Origin of the sequence: Microbispora sp. H11081, assembly GCF_012999535.1 — a bacterium.
Lineage (GTDB): Bacteria > Actinomycetota > Actinomycetes > Streptosporangiales > Streptosporangiaceae > Microbispora.
This window is the reverse complement of sequence record NZ_JABBWV010000011.1, coordinates 19,080-36,595: the sequence shown is the minus strand read 5'-3', so window position 1 is coordinate 36,595 and position 17,516 is coordinate 19,080. Positions and strand designations below refer to the sequence as shown.

The 17,516-nt window shown below is 74.4% G+C and carries 15 protein-coding genes; 5 read left to right on the top strand and 10 right to left on the bottom strand.

Features of this window, described 5'->3' with window-relative positions; translation table 11 throughout:
* Window positions 1-8 precede the first annotated feature (8 nt).
* From HHX31_RS24420 to HHX31_RS24405, 4 genes are all read left to right on the top strand, one after another.
* Window positions 9-2,675 carry a bifunctional GNAT family N-acetyltransferase/acetate--CoA ligase family protein gene (locus HHX31_RS24420; RefSeq protein WP_169950693.1) on the top strand — a complete coding sequence of 889 codons (2,667 nt, stop codon included), beginning with the start codon at window positions 9-11 and terminating at the stop codon, window positions 2,673-2,675.
* Window positions 2,676-2,757: 82 nt separating this feature from the next.
* Window positions 2,758-3,348 carry a DUF5998 family protein gene (locus HHX31_RS24415; RefSeq protein ID WP_169950692.1) on the top strand — a complete coding sequence of 197 codons (591 nt, stop codon included), beginning with the start codon at window positions 2,758-2,760 and terminating at the stop codon, window positions 3,346-3,348.
* 143 nt (window positions 3,349-3,491) lie between these two features.
* On the top strand, window positions 3,492-4,628 hold the full coding sequence (locus tag HHX31_RS24410; protein WP_311932214.1) for an alkaline phosphatase family protein: 1,137 nt from the start codon (window positions 3,492-3,494) through the stop codon (window positions 4,626-4,628).
* A 117-nt stretch (window positions 4,629-4,745) separates the two neighbouring features.
* A complete protein-coding gene (locus tag HHX31_RS24405) occupies window positions 4,746-5,561 on the top strand; it encodes a sulfurtransferase (RefSeq protein WP_169950691.1) in 816 nt (271 codons plus the stop codon).
* A gap of 29 nt (window positions 5,562-5,590) precedes the next feature.
* Here the strand turns inward: HHX31_RS24405 and HHX31_RS24400 are convergent, their stop codons facing one another.
* The 4 genes from HHX31_RS24400 to HHX31_RS24385 are packed head-to-tail and all read right to left on the bottom strand — an operon-like array spanning window position 5,591 to window position 10,169.
* On the bottom strand, window positions 5,591-8,095 hold the full coding sequence (locus HHX31_RS24400; RefSeq protein ID WP_169950690.1) for a CHAT domain-containing protein: 2,505 nt from the start codon (window positions 8,093-8,095) through the stop codon (window positions 5,591-5,593).
* A gap of 11 nt (window positions 8,096-8,106) precedes the next feature.
* A complete protein-coding gene (locus tag HHX31_RS24395) occupies window positions 8,107-8,583 on the bottom strand; it encodes a hypothetical protein (protein WP_169950689.1) in 477 nt (158 codons plus the stop codon).
* On the bottom strand, window positions 8,580-9,104 hold the full coding sequence (locus HHX31_RS24390; protein ID WP_169950688.1) for an RNA polymerase sigma factor: 525 nt from the start codon (window positions 9,102-9,104) through the stop codon (window positions 8,580-8,582). The genes HHX31_RS24395 and HHX31_RS24390 overlap by 4 nt, the downstream gene beginning before the upstream one ends.
* 45 nt (window positions 9,105-9,149) lie before the next feature.
* Complete coding sequence (locus HHX31_RS24385) at window positions 9,150-10,169, bottom strand: S8/S53 family peptidase (protein WP_169950687.1); 1,020 nt, start codon at window positions 10,167-10,169, stop codon at window positions 9,150-9,152.
* Between the two features lie 191 nt (window positions 10,170-10,360).
* On the opposite strand from HHX31_RS24385, the gene HHX31_RS24380 reads away from it, so the two are divergent.
* Window positions 10,361-10,858: a DUF3145 domain-containing protein gene (locus HHX31_RS24380; protein WP_036404524.1), complete on the top strand. Its 498-nt coding sequence runs from the start codon at window positions 10,361-10,363 to the stop codon at window positions 10,856-10,858.
* A 142-nt stretch (window positions 10,859-11,000) separates the two neighbouring features.
* On the opposite strand, the gene HHX31_RS24375 is transcribed toward HHX31_RS24380, so the two are convergent.
* The 6 genes from HHX31_RS24375 to HHX31_RS24350 form a co-directional block, all read right to left on the bottom strand.
* Complete coding sequence (locus HHX31_RS24375) at window positions 11,001-12,422, bottom strand: acyl-CoA carboxylase subunit beta (protein ID WP_169950685.1); 1,422 nt, start codon at window positions 12,420-12,422, stop codon at window positions 11,001-11,003.
* 14 nt (window positions 12,423-12,436) lie between these two features.
* Window positions 12,437-13,669 carry a beta-ketoacyl-ACP synthase II gene (gene fabF / locus HHX31_RS24370; RefSeq protein WP_169950684.1) on the bottom strand — a complete coding sequence of 411 codons (1,233 nt, stop codon included), beginning with the start codon at window positions 13,667-13,669 and terminating at the stop codon, window positions 12,437-12,439.
* A 363-nt stretch (window positions 13,670-14,032) separates the two neighbouring features.
* Window positions 14,033-14,272 (bottom strand): acyl carrier protein, encoded by a 240-nt coding sequence (locus tag HHX31_RS24365; RefSeq protein WP_169950683.1) that lies wholly within the window; start codon window positions 14,270-14,272, stop codon window positions 14,033-14,035.
* Between the two features lie 79 nt (window positions 14,273-14,351).
* On the bottom strand, window positions 14,352-15,308 hold the full coding sequence (locus HHX31_RS24360) for a beta-ketoacyl-ACP synthase III (protein WP_169950682.1): 957 nt from the start codon (window positions 15,306-15,308) through the stop codon (window positions 14,352-14,354).
* Window positions 15,305-16,201 (bottom strand): ACP S-malonyltransferase, encoded by an 897-nt coding sequence (locus tag HHX31_RS24355; RefSeq protein ID WP_169950681.1) that lies wholly within the window; start codon window positions 16,199-16,201, stop codon window positions 15,305-15,307. Before HHX31_RS24355 ends, HHX31_RS24360 begins: the two co-directional genes overlap by 4 nt.
* A 117-nt stretch (window positions 16,202-16,318) precedes the next feature.
* Window positions 16,319-17,467 (bottom strand): CdaR family transcriptional regulator, encoded by a 1,149-nt coding sequence (locus HHX31_RS24350; RefSeq protein ID WP_249346499.1) that lies wholly within the window; start codon window positions 17,465-17,467, stop codon window positions 16,319-16,321.
* Between the last annotated feature and the right edge of the window lie 49 nt (window positions 17,468-17,516).

Here is a 17,516-nt window from a genome sequence, read left to right as displayed (position 1 = left end):
TCGAATGCGTGCACCCTCGGTACCCCGCCCACTGGGAGGCGGACGTCGTGCTGTCGGACGGCGGCACCGCCCACGTCCGCCCCATCAGGCCGGACGACGCCGCCATGCTGCGCTCGTTCTACTCGCGCCTGTCGGCGGAGTCGATCTATTTCCGCTACTTCGGGCCCCGGCCGCGGCTGACCGACAAGGACGTGGTCTGGTTCACCAACGTCGACTACGACAACCGGGTCGCCCTCATTGCCACGATCGGCACCGAGATGGTGGCGGTAGTGCGATACGACCGGATAAGTCCGCGCGACCACGCCGAGGTGGCCTTCCTCGTCGAGGACGCCCACCAGGGCAGGGGCGTGGCCTCGGTGCTCATGGAGCACCTGCGGGCCGCCGCGCGCGAGCGCGGGATCAAGACGTTCATCGCGGACGTGCTGCCGGGCAACCACCGCATGATGGGCCTGTTCCGCCAGGCCGGCTACACGGCGCAGAGCCAGTTCGAGGACGGGGTCGTGCGCATGACGCTCGACCTGTCCAGCACCGAGACCGCCCAGGAGGTCAGGCTCGCCCGCGAGCACCGGGCCGAGGCCCGCTCGATCGCCCGCCTGCTGAACCCCGAGTCGGTCGCGGTCATCGGCGCGAGCCGCGAACCGGGCGGAATCGGCCAGGCCGTCCTGCGCAACCTGCTCGCGGCCGACTTCACCGGCCCCGTCTACCCCGTCCACCGGCAGGTGCGGGCCGTGGCCGGCGTACGGGCCTACCGCAACGTGTCCGCGATCGACGGCGAGGTGGACCTCGCCGTGCTGGCGGTTCCCGCCGAGGGCGTGCTCGAACTCGTGGAGGAGTGCGCGCAGAAGGGCGTGAAGGGCCTGGTGGTGCTGTCCTCCGGGTTCGGCGAGACCGGACCCGAGGGCCGGGCGCGCCAGGAGGAACTGGTCCACATCGCCCGGGGGTACGGCATGCGGGTGGTGGGGCCCAACTGCCTCGGCATCGCCAACACCGACCCCGCCGTACGGCTCAACGCGACGCTCGCGGCGACCCTGCCCGGGCGGGGGAGGGTCGGGTTCTTCAGCCAGTCGGGCGCGCTCGGCACCGCCCTGCTCCAGCGGGTGGCGCAGCGCGGCATGGGCATCTCGACCTTCGTCTCGGCCGGCAACCGGGCCGACGTGTCCGGCAACGACCTTCTCCAGTATTGGGAGGAGGACCCGTCGACGGACGTGATCCTGCTCTACCTGGAGTCGATCGGGAACCCGCGCAAGTTCACCCGGCTGGCCAGGCGGATCTCCAGGTCCAAGCCGATCGTGGTGGTCAAGTCGCGCGGCGTCCCCGGCGGGCACCGCGCGCCGGTGCTCGCGCTGCCCGACACCGCGCTCAGTTCGCTGTTCGCGCAGGCGGGCGTCATCAGGGTGGACGACCTGGTGCAACTCTTCGACGTCGCGCAACTCCTGGCGCACCAGCCGCTGCCGGAAGGCCCCCGGGTGGGGGTGGTCGGCAACTCCGACGCGCTCACGCTCCTCGCGGAGGAGGCCTGCGCGGGCGCGGGCCTGGAGCCGCGCCCGCCGGTCAACCTCGGCGCCCAGGCCGGCGCGGCCGAGTTCGCCGAGGCGCTGCGGCGCGTCCTGGCCGAGGTGGACGCCGCCGTCGCGATCTACATGCCGCCGATCCCCGGCGAGTCCCGCGAGGTGGCCGAGGCGCTGCTGGAGGCCGCGCGGGAGTCCGGAAAACCGGTGCTGGCCACCTTCCAGGGGCAGATGGGCATGCCGCCGGACCTGCGGGTGCCCGGCGGTCCCGGCGACGAGTCCCCCCAGCGGGGGTCGATCCCGTCCTTCCCCGCCCCTGAGGAGGCGGTCCGCGCGCTGGCCCACGCGGTGCGGTACGCCCAATGGCGCGGGCGGCCCCCGGGCATGGTCCCGCACGTCGAGGACGTCGACACCGCGGAGGCGCGGCGGATCGTCGCCGCCGCGCTGAGCGGTGACGAGGCCGCCGGCGAGGGGATGGCCGGCGAGGGGATGGCCGGCGAGGAGCGGGAGATCGACGCGTCGCCGTTGCTGGCCTGCTACGGCATCGAGGTGTGGCCCGCGCACGTCGCCGCAGACGCCGAGGAGGCCGTCGCCATCGCCGAGCGGCTCGGCGGGCCCGTCGTGGTCAAGCCGGCCGACCCGGAGGACGCCCGCCGCGCCGGCACCGTGCGCATCGGCCTCACCGACCCCGCCGGGGTCCGGCAGGCGTACGCGGACCTCGCCGCCCTGCTCGGCCGGGACACTCCGCTCGCGGTGCAGCGCATGGCGCCGCAGCCCTCGGTGCCGACCGTCGTCGGCGTGACCCAGGACCGCTACTTCGGCGGGGTCGTCACGTTCGGCCTCGGCGAGGTCACCGCCCGGCTGCTCGGCGACCAGGCGTACCGCCTGGCGCCGGTCACCGCGGAGGACGCGGCCGGGCTGGTGCGGTCGGTGCGCGCCGCGCCGCTGCTCTTCGGCGAGTACGGCTACCAGGCCGTGGCCGTGGAGGCGCTGGAGGAACTGCTGGTGCGGGTGGGGCTGCTGGCCGACGCGCTGCCCGAGGTCGCCAGGATGGACCTCGACCCGGTACTCGCGGGCGCGTCGGGGGTGACCGTCCTCGGGGCGCGGGCCGTACTGCGCCCGGTCACCGCGCTGCGCCCCGACGTCGGCCCCCGGCGGCTCAGCTGATCGGCCGGGCGCGGACACCTGGGCGGAAAACCCGTAGCGCCGGGGTGTGAAACAGGTGTCCCTTACAGGGCAGGATGGACCCATGAGGGAAACCCGAGTCTCCGCAGCGGGGTTGCGCGAGGCCATTGATCGAAGCGGCTACTACCCGGACCTGGTGGCCGACGCCGTCGACTCCGCGCTCGGCAACGAGCAGGTCACGGCGTTCGTCGTGCATCACGAGGCGACGTTCGACCCGGCGATGGAGGTGCGCAGGCACGTCACGGTCCTGGTCCTCTCGCCCACCCGGCTGCTGGTCTGCCACACCGACGAGCATCCGCCCGCCGAGGGCATGCCCGCGTCGCACGCCTCCACCACCACCGAGGCGGTGCGGCTCAGCCGCATCCAGTCGGTCGCCGTGACCAGGGTCGTGCCCGACCCGGCGTCGTACGTGCCCGGCGTCCCCCCGACGGAGGTCACGCTGACGATCGGCTGGGGCGCGATCTCCCACGTCGATCTCGAACCGGCGACCTGCGGCGACGAGAACTGCGAGGCCGACCACGGCTACACCGGCGCGGTCACGGCCGACGACCTGTCCCTCCGGGTCAGCGAGGCCGCCGACGGCCCCGAGGCGGTCACCCACGTGCTGGCGTTCGCGAAGGCGCTCTCGGAGGCCACCGCCAAAGCGGCGACGTAGGTGCCCTGACGCTCTTCCCGACCATCCTCCTCGATCCGCCGGGAGGCGACGTGTTCGACCCCCAGCCCCCAGCGACGTCTTCCGTCTCGCCCCCGGGGGCGTCGTCCACGGCGTCTCCCCCGGCGCCGCCGCCGGTGCAGTCAGTGCCGACAGTGCCGGCCGTGCCGTACGTGCCCGCGTACGGCACGGCCTCGCTGGCCGAGCTGCCGGGAGCGCTGCTCGGCTCCCTCGGGCTGCCGGCCGCCGCCGGTCCGGCGCTGGATCCCCCGCTGGAGCCGGCCGCGCGGGTGTGCGTGTTCCTGGTGGACGGCCTCGGCGCCGAACTCCTGGCCGCGCACGCGGGCGCCGCGCCGTTCCTGTCGGCCCACCTGCGCGGGACGCTCACCGCCGGCTTCCCCTCCTCGACCCCGACCAGCCTGGCCAGCCTGGGCACCGGCGTCGCTCCCGGGGAGCACGGCATGCTCGGCATCCAGATGGCCGTCCCGGGAGAGGGGAGGCTGTTCGACTGCCTGCACTGGACGGCCCCGGGCCCGCCGATCGACCCGTGGGCGTGGCAGCCCGCGCCGACCGTCTACGAACGGATGGCGGCGGCGGGGGTCGAGCCCGTCTACGTGGCGCCCGCCGCGCTCGCCGGCACCGGCCTGACCCACGCGGTCTACCGGGGCGTGCGCCACCGGGCGGCCGAGAGCCCAGGCGAGCGCGTCGAGGCGGCGCGGCAGGCGCTGCGGGAGAGCAGGTTCGTCATCGTCTACTACGGAGACGTCGACCGGGCGGGGCATTCCCGGGGGTGGGGCGGCGAGGAGTGGCTGGAGAAGCTCGCCGTGGCCGACCGCATGGCCGAGCGCCTCGCCGCGAGCCTGCCCCCTGGCGCGGTCCTGTACGTCACGGCCGACCACGGCATGGTCAACGCCACGGACAAGGTCGACGTGGACCTCCGGCCCGACCTGCGGGAAGGCGTGCACATGCTGGGCGGCGAGGCCCGCGTTCGGCACGTCCACACCTCGCCGGGAGCGGCGTCGGCGGTCCTGGAGACCTGGCGGAAGGCCCTGCGCGGGCGCGCCTGGGTGGTCACCCGTGAGGAGGCCGTCGCCGCGGGCTGGTTCGGCCGCCGCGTCCGCCGCGAGTGGCTCGGCCGCATCGGCGACGTGGTGGCCGTGCCGTACGGCGAGTGCGTGATCGTCGCCTCGGCCCGAGCGCCGGTGGAGGCGTCGATGATCGGCTACCACGGCTCGCTGACCGCCGCGGAGCAGAACGTGCCGCTGGTGGAGGTCCGCCGCTGACGGTCCGTGGGAGACCCGCGGGAAAGCGCGCGCGGAGGGGTCGCGCCTGGCCGGGCCCGCCGCGCGGCACAATGGCAGCGGCGCCGTCCGGCACCGCACCGAAGGCGAGGAGATGGCATGAGCCCGCTGATCACTCCTGAGGAGCTCGCCGCGATCGGCGACGTCGCGATCCTCGACGTCCGGTGGCGGCTGGGCGGACCGCCCGGCATCGAGGCGTACCGCGAGGGCCATGTCCCCGGCGCGGTCTTCTGCGACCTCGACGCCGACCTCGCCGCCCCGCCGGGACCGGGGGGACGGCATCCGCTGCCCGAGCGGGAGGCGTTCCAGCGGGCGATGCGCCGCCTCGGGGTGTCGCAGGCGAGGCCGGTGGTCGTCTACGACGACGCCGACTCGACGGCGGCGGCCAGGGCCTGGTGGACGCTGCGTTACTTCGGCCACGACGACGTGCGCGTCCTCGACGGCGGGCTGCGGGCCTGGTCACGGGCCGGGTTGCCCGTGACCAAGGAGGAGGGGGGGCCCGTGCCGCCCGGCGACTTCACGGCGCGGCCGGGAGGGATGCCGGTGGTCGACGCGGACGGGGCCGCCGCGCTGGCGGCCGACGGCGTGCTGCTCGACGCCAGGGCCGCCGAGCGCTACCGGGGCGAGGTGGAGCCGGTCGACCCGATCGCCGGGCACATCCCCGGCGCGGTCAGCGCGCCGACCGGGGAGAACGTCGAGCCGGGAGGGCGGTTCCACGCCAGGGAGTTCCTCCGCGAGCGCTTCAACACCCTCGGGGCGGTCGAGGGCGTGCCCGTCGGCGCGTACTGCGGGTCGGGGGTCACGGCCGCGCACGAGGTGCTCGCACTGGAGATCGCCGGGCTGCCCGCGGCCCTGTACGCCGGCTCGTGGTCCAACTGGGTCGCCGACCCCGGCAGGCCGGTCGCGACCGGCTGACGGCGCCCGCCGGCAGCGCACGCGGGCGGTCAGCCGGCGCGGAAGGGCACGTCGCCGGCGCCGAAGCACACGAAACCCGGCACCGCCGTCTTCTCCGACGCCCTGGCCAGCGCCTCGGCGGGGGAGCGGCCCTCGGCCAGCAGCGTGTGGAACAGCGTCATGAGCGCCGGCGCCTCGTCGTCGCGCACCGGCACCACCCCGGCCACCACGCACCCCGCCACTCCGCTGCGCGCGGCGCGGTCGAGGAAGGCCCCGGCGAGGCCCAGCGCCGCGCCGTCGACCGGGGCGTGCGCCATCCCCGCGTCGCAGGCCGACAGCACGACGAGGCGGGGGATCCGCCGCACGGTCAGCAGGTCGTAGGCCATGAGCGGCCCGTCGTCCAGCGTGATCCGCGACAGCATCGGCCCGCGCGGGGCGAACATCCCGTGGGCGGCGACGTGCAGCACGTCGGCCCGCTCCAGCGCGTGGAGCACCTCCGCCCTGGTGGCGCCGACGCGACGGGCCCCCGCGTGCGCGGCGGCGACCATGTCGGCCTCGGCCGCGGCGTGGTCGAGGCCGGGGCCCGCGACCGACAGCACCACGGGGGCGGCGGCCGGCTCCTGGCGCGGGGCGAGCCACGCGGCGGCGTCGGCCGCCACCGACACGGGCCGCCCGCGCAGCGAGGGGAGCAGCGGCCAGGGCAGCGTGCACAGCGCTCCGGTGGGCACGATAGTCACCGGCGCGCCGGGCGGGCCGCCCGCGCAGGCCAGTGTGCCGGGGCCGGACAGCAGAACGTGGTCGAGCGCGGACAGTTCCTGGGCGACCGCCTCGCCGGCCCCCGCCGGACGGGCGCCCGCGTCGGCCGTGGTGTCGCGAAGAGCGCGGCGGCGCAGGCCGTACCTGATGCGCACGGTCGCCTCCACCGCGGCCTGGTAGGAGCCGAGCGCGCGCAGCGCGCAGCCGTCCTGGCCTGCCGTGACGGCGAACAGGTCGTCGCCGTGCCGCACCAGCTCCACCAGGATCCCCGCCCCGGCGGGCGGGGCGGCGGGTGCCCGGAACGCGGGTGCCGCGCCGCGCACGACCGCCCGGCACCGCTCGGCCCATTCGAGCACCGTCCGGGCGTCTCCCGTGCGCGCCGCCCGTTCGAGGGCGATCTCCCGGCCGAACTCGGCGAGGTCCTCGGCCGTCCTGGCCGCGTGCACCCGCGACTCCGCGTCGGGTGGGGAGCCGGGCACGGTGCCGTGCGGGGTCTCGCGCAGGGTGTCGATGCCCCGGGCCGCGGCCGCCAGCGCCCGGTCGAGGTCCCCGTCCAGGTGGTGCCGCATCGCCGCCGCGTGCCAGCGTACGAGGGGACGCGTCGCGCCCGTCGCGACGAGGTCGAGCTGGGCGCGGGCACGCGTGACCACGCCAAGCCGTACGGCGGCAGCGGCGGCGGTGAGCCGCAGGGCCGCCGCCGCTCCGGGCCAGCCGCTTCCCGCGAGATCGTCGGCGCAGGCGATCAGCTCGGTGACCAGGGCGGAGAGGTCGTCGTGCGTGCCGGAGCCGGCGGCCGTGACGCGCGCGAGGCGGGCTCGCAGGACGACCTCGCGGGCGAGGGGCAGCCAGGCCGTCCTGCCCTGCGCGTCCAGCTCGGCGAGGGCCGTGCCCGCCGTCGTCTCGGCCAGCGCCGTGTCCCCGGCGAGGAGGGCGGCCTGGGCGAGCAGCAGCCGCGCTCCGGGAACCGCCGCCTGCGCCCCGGCCGCCACCAGTTCGGGGACGGCCTGTTCGAGCAGCGTGCGCGCCTCGCCGGGCAGCCGCGCCGCGACCAGCGCCTCGGCGAAGTCGGTGCGCATCGTCGCGAGCCGTTCGGGAAATCCGAACATGGCGGCCTCCGCCGCCCGGTACCGCGCGAAGGAGGTCGCGACGTCGCCGCGCCGCGCGGCCACGAACGGCAGGTTGCCCTCGGCCAGCATCGCGACGTGGTCCAGGCCCGCCGACCTCGCGACCCGGGCGCACGCCGCCAGGTCGGCCTCCGACTCGCCGTACCGTTCGAGGTAGGTGTGGGCGAGGCCGCGGTTCAGCAGACCGCCCGCGTGGAAGCGGGGATCGTCGCCGAGCAGGCCGATCGCCCGGTCGCAGTGCCGCACCGCCTCCTCGTGCCGTCCCAGCAGGATCAGGGCGACCGACCGCTGCACGCCGAGCCTGGCGAGGTCCGTGCCCGCGAGATCCCGCTCGGCGAGGTCGGCGAGCCGCAGCCCGCCCTCCGGGTCGCCGAGCTGGGCGCGGACCGTGACGAGCGACATCCGGGCCTGCGCCACGCGGCGCGGGAAGCCCCGCCCCGCCGCGACCGCCTCCGCGAGCCGCTCTCCGGCGAGCTCCAGGTCGCCCAGTTCGCGTGCGGCCAGCGCCGCCGCGCGCAGCGCCACCGAGACCGCCTCGCCGTACGCGCCCGCGGGTCCCGGCCGCCCGGTCAGGGCCAGTACGGCTCTCGCCTCCGCGAGGGCGAGCCCGGGGTCGGTCCCCGACAGCCGTACGGCGGTCTCGGCTCTGCCCAGCAGGTCCGCGGGGGAGCTCATGGGCGCACGTGTCATGGGCGTACGTGGAACCAGCGGGTGAAGACGGGCGGATGACCGGGCCGGTGGCAGACCACGCTGACCCACCCGGGCGGCAGGCCGGCCACCGCGAAGTGGCCGTCGCCCGAGGGCACGCGGACCTTGCCGACGTGCGGGGTGCGCACCTCGACCCTGGCGTCAGGGCCGGGGGCGGGGGACACCTGGCCCGCCACCTCCATCCGCCCGCCGCTGACGGACGTCTCGACGTCGATGACCAGGCCGCCCGCGCTGAACCTGCGGACGCCGGCGTCCGCCGTCCCGTCCGCCGTTCCGTGAGCCGTCCCGTCAGCGGAGCGGGCGCCGGGCGGCACCGCGACGTCGACGGGCCCGGCCGGCACGCCACCGGGCAGCAGCAGGCCGAAGGCCGAGCGGGCATCGGCGGACACGCCCGCGGGGACCGGGTCGGTGCCCGCTCCCATGCGCAGGGCCGCCAGCAGGTATTCCTCCCTCATCGGGCCTCCTCCTCCACGAGGGCGCGCAGGCGGGCCATGCAGCGGGCCCGGGTGGGGCCGATGCTGCCGACCGGCAGGTCGAGCCGGACCGCTATCTGGGCGTACCTCGCCTCGGGGTGGAGCACGTAGAGGCGGATGAGCGAGCGGCACGGCTCGCCGAGCAGGTCGAGCCTGCGCCACACCTGCCTGCCGAAGTCGGCGTCGACCACCGCCGCCGTCGGATCGGGAAGCGCCGTGTCCGGCACGTCCAGGTCGGAGACGATCTCTCCGCGGGCACTGCGGCCGAGCCGGACCGCCTCGTGCCGTGTCGTGGTGACGAGCCATGCGCCGATCCGTTCCGGATCGCGGATGGCGTCCGCGTTCTCCACGAGCCGGAGCCAGGCGCCCTGCACGGCGTCGGCCGCGTCGGCGGCGCTCAGCCCGAACGCGCGGGCCACGGCCCACATCCTGCCGTCGTACCGGGCGACGAGGTCCTCCCAGGCGGCCTGGTCGATGATGGCGAACGAGTTGTCTGTCGGCATTCGTCACTCTATGCGTTCGGGGGGATGCATGTCGTGACAGGCACCTTATCGATCCCCGCCCGCCACGACCACCCCGAGGTCCGCGACGCGCCGAGCGCCGCCGAGCAGGCGGGCCACGGCCACGTCCGGAGGGACCTCCCGGCACAGGCGGGCGAGCGCGCCGGTGACGACGGCGGCGGCGAACGACGTGCCGCTCCAGGCGGCGTAGCCGCGAAAGTCGCCGTAGTCGAGGAAGCTGCTGGTCAGGTCGACGCCAGGCGCCCAGGCGTCCACCCACGGGCCGTACGCGGAGAAGCCGGCCCTGGCGTCCCCGTCGAGCGCGCCGACGGCGACCACGCCGGGCAGGGCCGCCGGCCAGAAGGGGCGCGGCGACGCCGTGTTGCCCGCGCACGCGACGACGGCGGGGAAGCCCGCGAGCGCCTCGGCCAGGCCGAGGGGTGGCGCGTCGTCGAAGGTGTGCCCGCCGAAGGAGAGGTTGACGATGTCGGCGCGGGCGCCGCGCAGCGTGGCGAGCGCCCGCAGCAGCGCCGCCTCGTCGCTCACGCCCTCGCTGTCCAGGAAGCGCAGGACGCGAAGCCGTACGCCGGGCGCGTGCCGCAGGATCAGCCCGGCCACGAACGTCCCGTGCCCGGCCTGCCGGTCGCGCACGCCGTCCCCGTCCGCGTCGGGCGTCTCGGCGATGTCGTCGCGGTACCAGGGGGTGAGCCACGGGTGCGGCGCGAGCCCGGTGTCGAGAACGGCCACGGTGACGTCGCACTGCTCGCCCGGCGCGTACGGCGGAGCCGCCGCGGGCACGGGCGGCCCGCCGGGCCCGCCGAAGAACAGCGGCTGGCCCGTCAGCAGGTGGTTGGGGGAGGCCGGGTGCCCGCGGTCGCGCAGCGTGGCGGTCAGGTCGACCACGTCGGCGCCCGGCGGGAGCCGTACGCGGTGGACGCGACCGGTGCCGGGGAGGGGCTCGGCGGCCAGCGCCCACCGGGCGACGGCGCCGGGGGAGGAGGTCAGGAGTTCGTCGGGCCGGATGAGGGCGGGCCGTCCTTGGAGGGGTTCGACGAGCCGGCTGCGCATGGGGGTGGCCTTCCGTGATGACTACGGAACGCGTCCTTCCCGATTCTGTTGGTCACCAAGCACCAATCGGTATGACCCCCCTCTGGTGCCGGACTGCGACGGACGGTAGTCTCTCCTACAGTCATCTAACCGTGATCATTCCAAGTATGAGGCCGTTGGGGAAGGCGCACCTCATGCGATTGGGAGGTCCGGTGGCTGCTGCTCGTGGCGTCCTGTACGTCCACTCGGCTCAGCCTGCGCTGTGCCCGCATATCGAGTGGGCCGTCGCAGGCGTTCTTGGCGTGCCCGTCGACCTGACGTGGACCGCCCAGCCCGCCGCGCCCGGGACCTTGCGGGCCCAGGCGGAGTGGGAGGGGCGCCCCGGCACGGCCGCGGCGATCACGTCCTCACTCATGGGCTGGCAGCGGATCCGCTTCGAGATAACCGAGGACGCCTCGCCGGGTGTCGACGGCTCGCGGCACGCCTACACGCCGACGCTGGGCGCCTTCACGGCGGTCGTCGGGGCGAACGGCGACATCCTGGTGCCCGAGGACCGGCTACGCAACGTGATGCTGATGGCCGCCCAGGGCCGGGTCGTCCTTGAGGACGAGCTCGACCGTCTGCTCGGCAAGCAGTGGGACGAGGAGCTGGAGTCGTTCCGGTACGCGGGCGAGGGTGCGCCCGTGCGCTGGCTGCACGCCGCCGTCTGATCCTGTCCTCTTTTCGCACGGCCGGTCGTGCCGACGACCCACGCCACCCGGCGCGTCGTCTCCTTGTCCCGGGCCGTCCGGTGAACGGCGGAAGCGCCGGCCCCCGGGGTGCGGGGACCGGCGCTTCCGGGACGAGTCGTCGTCAGAGCGGGATGTTGCCGTGGGCGCCCCTGGCCGGGGTGGCCTGGGCGAGCACCCGGGCGATCACGCCGCGCGTCTTGGCCGGCTCGATCACCTCGTCGATCACGCCGAGGTCGAGGGCCCGCTGGAGGCCGCCCGCCGCCTTCTCGTGCTCGTCGGCGAGTCGTGCCTCGAGGGCGGAGCGCTCCTCCTCGGGGGCCGCCGCGAGCTCGCGCCGCTTGAGGATGCGCACCGCGGCGACCGCGCCCATGACCGCCACCTCGATGGACGGCCAGGCGAGCACCCGGGTCGCGCCGAGCGAGCGGGAGTTCATCGCGATGTACGCCCCGCCGTACGCCTTGCGGGTGATCAGGGTGACGCGGGGCACGGACGCCTCGGCGAACGCGTGCAGCAGCTTCGCGCCGCGCCGTACGATCCCGTCGTGCTCCTGGCCGACACCGGGCAGGTAGCCGGGCACGTCCACGAGCACCACCAGCGGCACCCCGAAGGCATCGCACATCCGGACGAACCGGGCGGCCTTCTCGGCGGAGGTGGAGTCGAGGCAGCCGCCGAGCCGCATGGGGTTGTTGGCGATGACACCGACCGTGCGGCCGCCGAGGCGGCCCAGGCTGGTGACGATGTTGGGCGCCCACTTGGGGTGCAGTTCCACGCCGGGCTCGTCGAGCAGCCCGTTGACCAGCGGGTGCACGTCGTAGGCGCGGCGGGGGTTTTCGGGGAGCAGGCTGCCGAACTCGACCTCGTCCACCTCGCCGCGCACCCGGCCCTGGTGGCCGAGCAGGCTGGCGAGCTGACGGGCCCGCAGCATCGCCTCGGGCTCGTCCTTGGTGACGACGTGGACCACACCGCTGCGCTTGCTGTGCGGCTCAGGCCCGCCGAGCGAGGCCATGTCGGTGTCCTCGCCGGTCACGCTGCGCACGACGTCGGGCCCGGTGACGAAGATGCGGCCGTTGTCGGCGAGGATCACGATGTCGGTCAGGGCGGGGCCGTAGGCGCCGCCGCCTGCCACCGGGCCGACCACGACGGAGATCTGGGGGACCACGCCCGACGCCTTGGTCATGGCGGCGAACACCCGGCCGACCGCGTGCAGCGACTCGACGCCCTCGGCGAGCCGGGCGCCGCCGGAGTGCCAGAGGCCGATGATCGGCACCCGCTCGCGCACCGCGACGTCGTAGGCATGGACGATGTGCTCGCAGCCCTGCGCGCCCATGGCGCCGCCCTGGACCCGGGCGTCGCTGCAGAACGCCACGACCGGCACGCCCTCGACGCGACCGGCCACCGCCAGCACGCCGCTCCCGTCCTCCGGGGTGATCGCCCGGATGGACCCCTCGTCCAGCAGGTGGCCGAGGCGCACCAGGGGGTCGCGAGGATCGACGGCGGCCGCTTCGGCGGCGTCGGCCACCGTCCTGCTGTCGAGCACTGTCATTCGAGGCTCCCTAGTCAAACCGTCGTAAAGGCCACGGCGACGTTGTGTCCGCCGAACCCGAAGGAGTTGTTGATCGCGGCGAGCTGGTCGCCCTCGAGCTTGCGCGGTTCGCCGCGTACGAGGTCGACCTCGATGCCGTCGGCCGGGTCTTCCAGGTTCGCGATGGCCGGCACGATCCGCTCGTGCAGGGCGAGAATGGTGAAGATCGACTCGATGCCGCCCGCGCCGCCGAGGAGGTGGCCGGTCATCGACTTGGTGGCGGTGACGATCGCGTGGCCGCCGACGGCCTCCTTGATCGCACGGGCCTCGATCTCGTCGCCGAGCGGGGTCGACGTGGCGTGGGCGTTGACGTGGACGACGTCCGACGGGGCGAGGTCGGCGTTCCTGAGGGCCCGGAGCATGGCCTCCTGGCCGCCCTTGCCGTCCGGGTCGAGCCCGGTGATGTGGTAGGCGTCGCTGGTGTAACCGGCGCCGGCGGCCACGGCGTAGATGCGGGCGCCGCGAGCCAGGGCGTGCTCCTCCGACTCCAGCACCACGATGCCCGCGCCCTCGCCGAGCACGAAGCCGTCGCGGCCCTTGTCGAACGGGCGGGAGGCGCGCTCGGGCTCGTCGTTGCGGGTCGACATGGCCCGCGCCGCGGCGAACGACGCCACGTTCAGACCGTGGATCGCCGCCTCCGTGCCGCCGGCGACCACCATGTCGGCCCGGCCGGAGCGGATCATGTCGATGCCGTAGCCGATGGACTCGGCGCCGGTGGCGCAGGCGCTGACCGTGGCGTGCGCGCCGGCCTTCGCGCCCAGTTCGATGCTGATCCAACCGGCCGACCCGTTGGGCATGAGCATGGGCACGGTGAACGGCGACAGCCGGTTCCAGCCCTTCTCACGGTAGAGGTCGTAGGCGGAAAGGATCGTTCCGATGCCGCCGATGCCGCTGCCGACCACCACGCCGAGCCGCTCCCCGTCCACGTCGGGGGCGCCCGCGTCCTGCCAGGCCTGCCTGGCGGCGATCAGGGCGAACTGCTCGGCGCGGTCGAGCCTCCTGGCCTCGGGCCGGGGAAGCACCTCGCCGGGGTCTACGGCCGCCACACCGGCGAACTTCACCGGCACGGTGTCGACCCAGTCCTCGGTGAGCGTGCGGATGCCCGACCGCCCCTCGAGGAGCGCCGACCAGGTCGATGCGACGTCTCCACCGAGGGGCGTCGTCGCGCCGAGCCCGGTGACTACGACACGTACCCGGTCCTTACTCACTTGTCTGCACTCCTCTTGCGTGGCGTTGATGTGGCCGGACGTGCGCTGTCGGCTCGCCGTGGGCGGAGCGGGCTGGTCCGTGCGGCCCTCGTACGGTGAAACTGGGATTGCGGCCCGGGGAGTCCGGCGAACGCCGCCCGCCGTGAGCGTGGGTCACGGCGGCGCTTCGCGTGGCGGTGGGAAGAGGCCGAAGCGGGGCTTCGGCCGCCTCTCCCGGTTCCCCGCGGAAATCCCGGGCCCGCGAGGGATGCTCGCGGGGGCCGGTGACAACGCCGCGGGGCTCGGTTCGCCGGACGAGGCTTGAGGGTGTCTGACAAATGCTTCCCGCTCGAGAGGCGGGCCACGATTCGCCAGACACGACCTTTAGGCCTGGATGAAGCTGATGACGTCCTTGACGGTCTTGAGGTGCTTGAGCTGGTCGTCGGGGATCTCGACGCCGAACTCGTCCTGGGCCGCGACGGCGATTTCGACCATGGACAGCGAGTCGATGTCGAGGTCGTCCACGAAGTTCTTCTCCGGGGTGACCTCGTCGGCCGGGATGCCGGTGATCTCGTTGATGATCTTGCCGAGGCCCGCGAGGATCTCCTGCTCGGTCAGTGCCATGTCGCGACTACTCCTTGGATTTTCTGTCTTCCGGTTTCCTGGGTCGCCCCAGCTGTGTACGGCAGGCCGTACAAGTTCCTCAGGGGATCTCGATCACCTGGGAGGCGTAGGTGAGGCCGGCGCCGAAGCCCAGCAGCAGGGCCAGATCTCCCGACCGGACCTCGCCACGCTCGATCATGCGGGAGAGCGCGAGCGGGATCGACGCGGCGGAGGTGTTGCCGGCGAGCACGATGTCCTTGGCGACGACGGCCTTGTCGGCGCCCAGCTTGCGCGCGATGGCCTCGACGATCCGCAGGTTCGCCTGGTGGGGGACGAACGCGTCCAGGTCGGCGGGGTCCACCCCCGCACGCTCGCAGGCGAGCTTGGCCACCGGGTGAAGCGCGGTGGTGGCCCAGCGGAACACCGTCTGGCCTTCCTGATGGAGGTAGGACCGGCGGTCCTTGATGGCGATCGCCTCGGCCTTGTCGCCCGCGCTGCCCCAGGCCACCGGGCCGATGCCCGGCCGGTCGGAAGGGCCCACGACCGCGGCGCCCGCGCCGTCGGCGAAGATGACCGCGGTGGACCGGTCGTCGCTGTCGACCCACTGGGTGAGCTTCTCGCTGCCGACGACCAGCACGTTGGTCGCCGAGCCCGTCCGCACGGCGTCGGAGGCGGCGGCCAGCGCGTAGCAGAAGCCCGCGCATGCGGCGTTGACGTCGAAGGCGCCGGGGGCCGTGATGCCGAGCCGGTGGGCGACGCGGCCCGCGGCGTTGGGAATGGGCGTCTCGACCGTGCAGGTCGCCACGATCACCAGGTCGATGTCGTCGCTGGACAGGCCGCTGGCCGCCAGGGCCTTGCCGCCCGCCTGCACGGCGAGGTCGATCTCCGACTCCTCTGGGCCCGCCACGCGGCGTTCCCTGATGCCGACGCGGCTCTGGATCCACTCGTCGTTGGTGTCGAGCCGGGCGGCGAGGTCGTCGTTGGTGACGACCTGGGCGGGCTGGTAGCCGCCGAAGGCGAGCACCCTCGCCGCGGGAGCGCCTTCGCGGAGCTTCACTTCAGCACCTCCCTGGCGGAGTCGAGGTCGGCGGGGGTCTTGAGCGCCACGGTCTTCACGCCGGGCAGAGCCCGCCTGGCCAAGCCCGTCAGCGTGCCGCCGGGCAGCAGTTCGATCATGGCGGTGACGCCGTGCCCGGCCATCGTCGCCATGCAGGCGTCCCACCGGACCGGGTTGGCCACCTGGTTCACCAGCCGCTCCAGGAAATCGCCGCCTCGGGAGACGGCCGCGCCGTCCGCGTTGGACAGCAGCGTGACCGACGGCTCCATGGGGGTGAGGCCCGCGGCCTCGGCACGCAGGTGGTCGACCGCGGGAGCCATGTGGACGGTGTGGAAGGCTCCGGCGACCGCCAGGGGGCGCACCCGCGCCTTCTCCGGCGGCTCGGCCGCGAAGGCCTCAAGCTGCGCCAGCGTGCCGCCCGCGACGATCTGTCCCGCGCCGTTCATGTTGGCGGGGGTCAGCCCGTGCTTGGAGATCATGGTGAGCACGTCCTCCTCCGCGCCCCCGAGCACCGCGCTCATGCCGGTCTCGGTGATGGCCGCGGCCTTGGCCATGGCCTGGCCGCGCTCGCGCACCAGGGCGAGGGCCTGCTCGGCGGTCAGCACCCCGGCGATCGCGGCGGCGGCGAGCTCGCCCACGCTGTGGCCGGCGACCATGTCCGGCCGGACACCGAGGATCTCGTACGACGCCAGGGCGGCCGCCACCAGCAGGGGCTGGGCCACGGCGGTGTCGCGGATTTCGTCGGCGCCGGCGGTCGTCCCGTACGACACGAGATCGAGCCGCACGATCTCCGACCACGCGGAGATCCGCTCGCGGAACTCGGGGATCTCGAGCCACGGACTGAGGAATCCTGGGGTTTGGGCGCCTTGGCCCGGAGCGACGATGACGAGCACGTACTCAACCCTGCCCTGTAGAGGTTCACCACACTGATGGAGATCCGAACGAACTTTGTGGCCGCCGCCTTGTGGGGTACCTACAGTTTCGGTGTCGGAAAGATTAAGGCACCCGGCTCAGGTTACGGACAGGCGCCCGAGTATGAGCCCTACCTGGAGGGTGAATGCGGACCGTCCCTCGGTGGGCTGGTACCCGGTCAGTTCCGTGATCTTACGTAGACGGTACCGCACGGTGTTGGGATGGACGAACAGCAGCCGGGCGGTCGCCTCCAGCGAGGTCCCCTGCTCCAGGTACGTGGCGAGCGTGTCGAGCAGGGGGGTCCCGGCGAGCGGTTTGTAGACGTTCTCGACCAGTTGAGCCCGGGCGTCCTCGTCGCCGTCCAGCGCCCGCTCGGCCAGCAGGTCCTCGGCGAGCACCGGGCGCGGGGCGTCGGGCCAGCCCGCCGCGGCGCGCAGGCCCGCGATGGCGGCGCGGGCCGACCTGGCCGCCGCGTGCAGGTCGGGCACCTCGGGCCCGATGACGATGGGCCCGGGACCGAAGCGCGCCACGACGCCGCGCGCCGCGTCCTTGACGCCGTCCGCGCCGCCCACGATGACGATGAGCCGGTCGCCCTGCACCCCGGCGAGCAGTTCGTGGCCGAGACGGCGGCCCTTGTCGCGCAGCCCGTCGATCACGCTCTGCGGGTCCTCGTCCGGGGCGTACCCGGCGAAGACCACGACCGGCACGGAGGTCCAGCCGAGCGCGGCGGCCCACGAGTGCAGCCCGTCGTCGACCTGGCCGCGCACCAGCGCGTCCACGATCAGCGCCTCAAGCCGCGCGTCCCACGAGCCGCGCGCCTCGGCCTCCCTGGCGTACACCTGGGCGGCGGCGAAGGCGACGTCGCGCGTGTAGCGCAGCATCGCGTGCCGCAGCAGTTCCGCGCCGCCGGGCGCGGCCAGCTCCTCGACCTGGGCCTCGACGACCTCGACGACGATGCGGACGAGGTCGACCGTCTGCTGGAGCGACACGCTGCGCTTGAGCTCGCGCGGCGCGGTGCCGAAGAACTCGATGCTCGGCGTCGGCCGTCCCTCGCCCGCGTGGCCGAACCACTCCACGAACGCCGCGATGCCCGCCTGGGCCACCAGGCCGACCCACGACCTGTCCTCCGCCGACAGCGCGCGGTACCAGGACAGCCGCTCCTCCATCCGGGCCATCGCGGCCGTTCCCAGGCTGCCCATGGCCCGGTCGAGCCGCCGCGCGGTGTCCTCCCGGATCTTGTCGCTCATCGGAACGCCGTCCCCGGTCACCCGGAGGACGTCGCTCCACCCGTTCGTA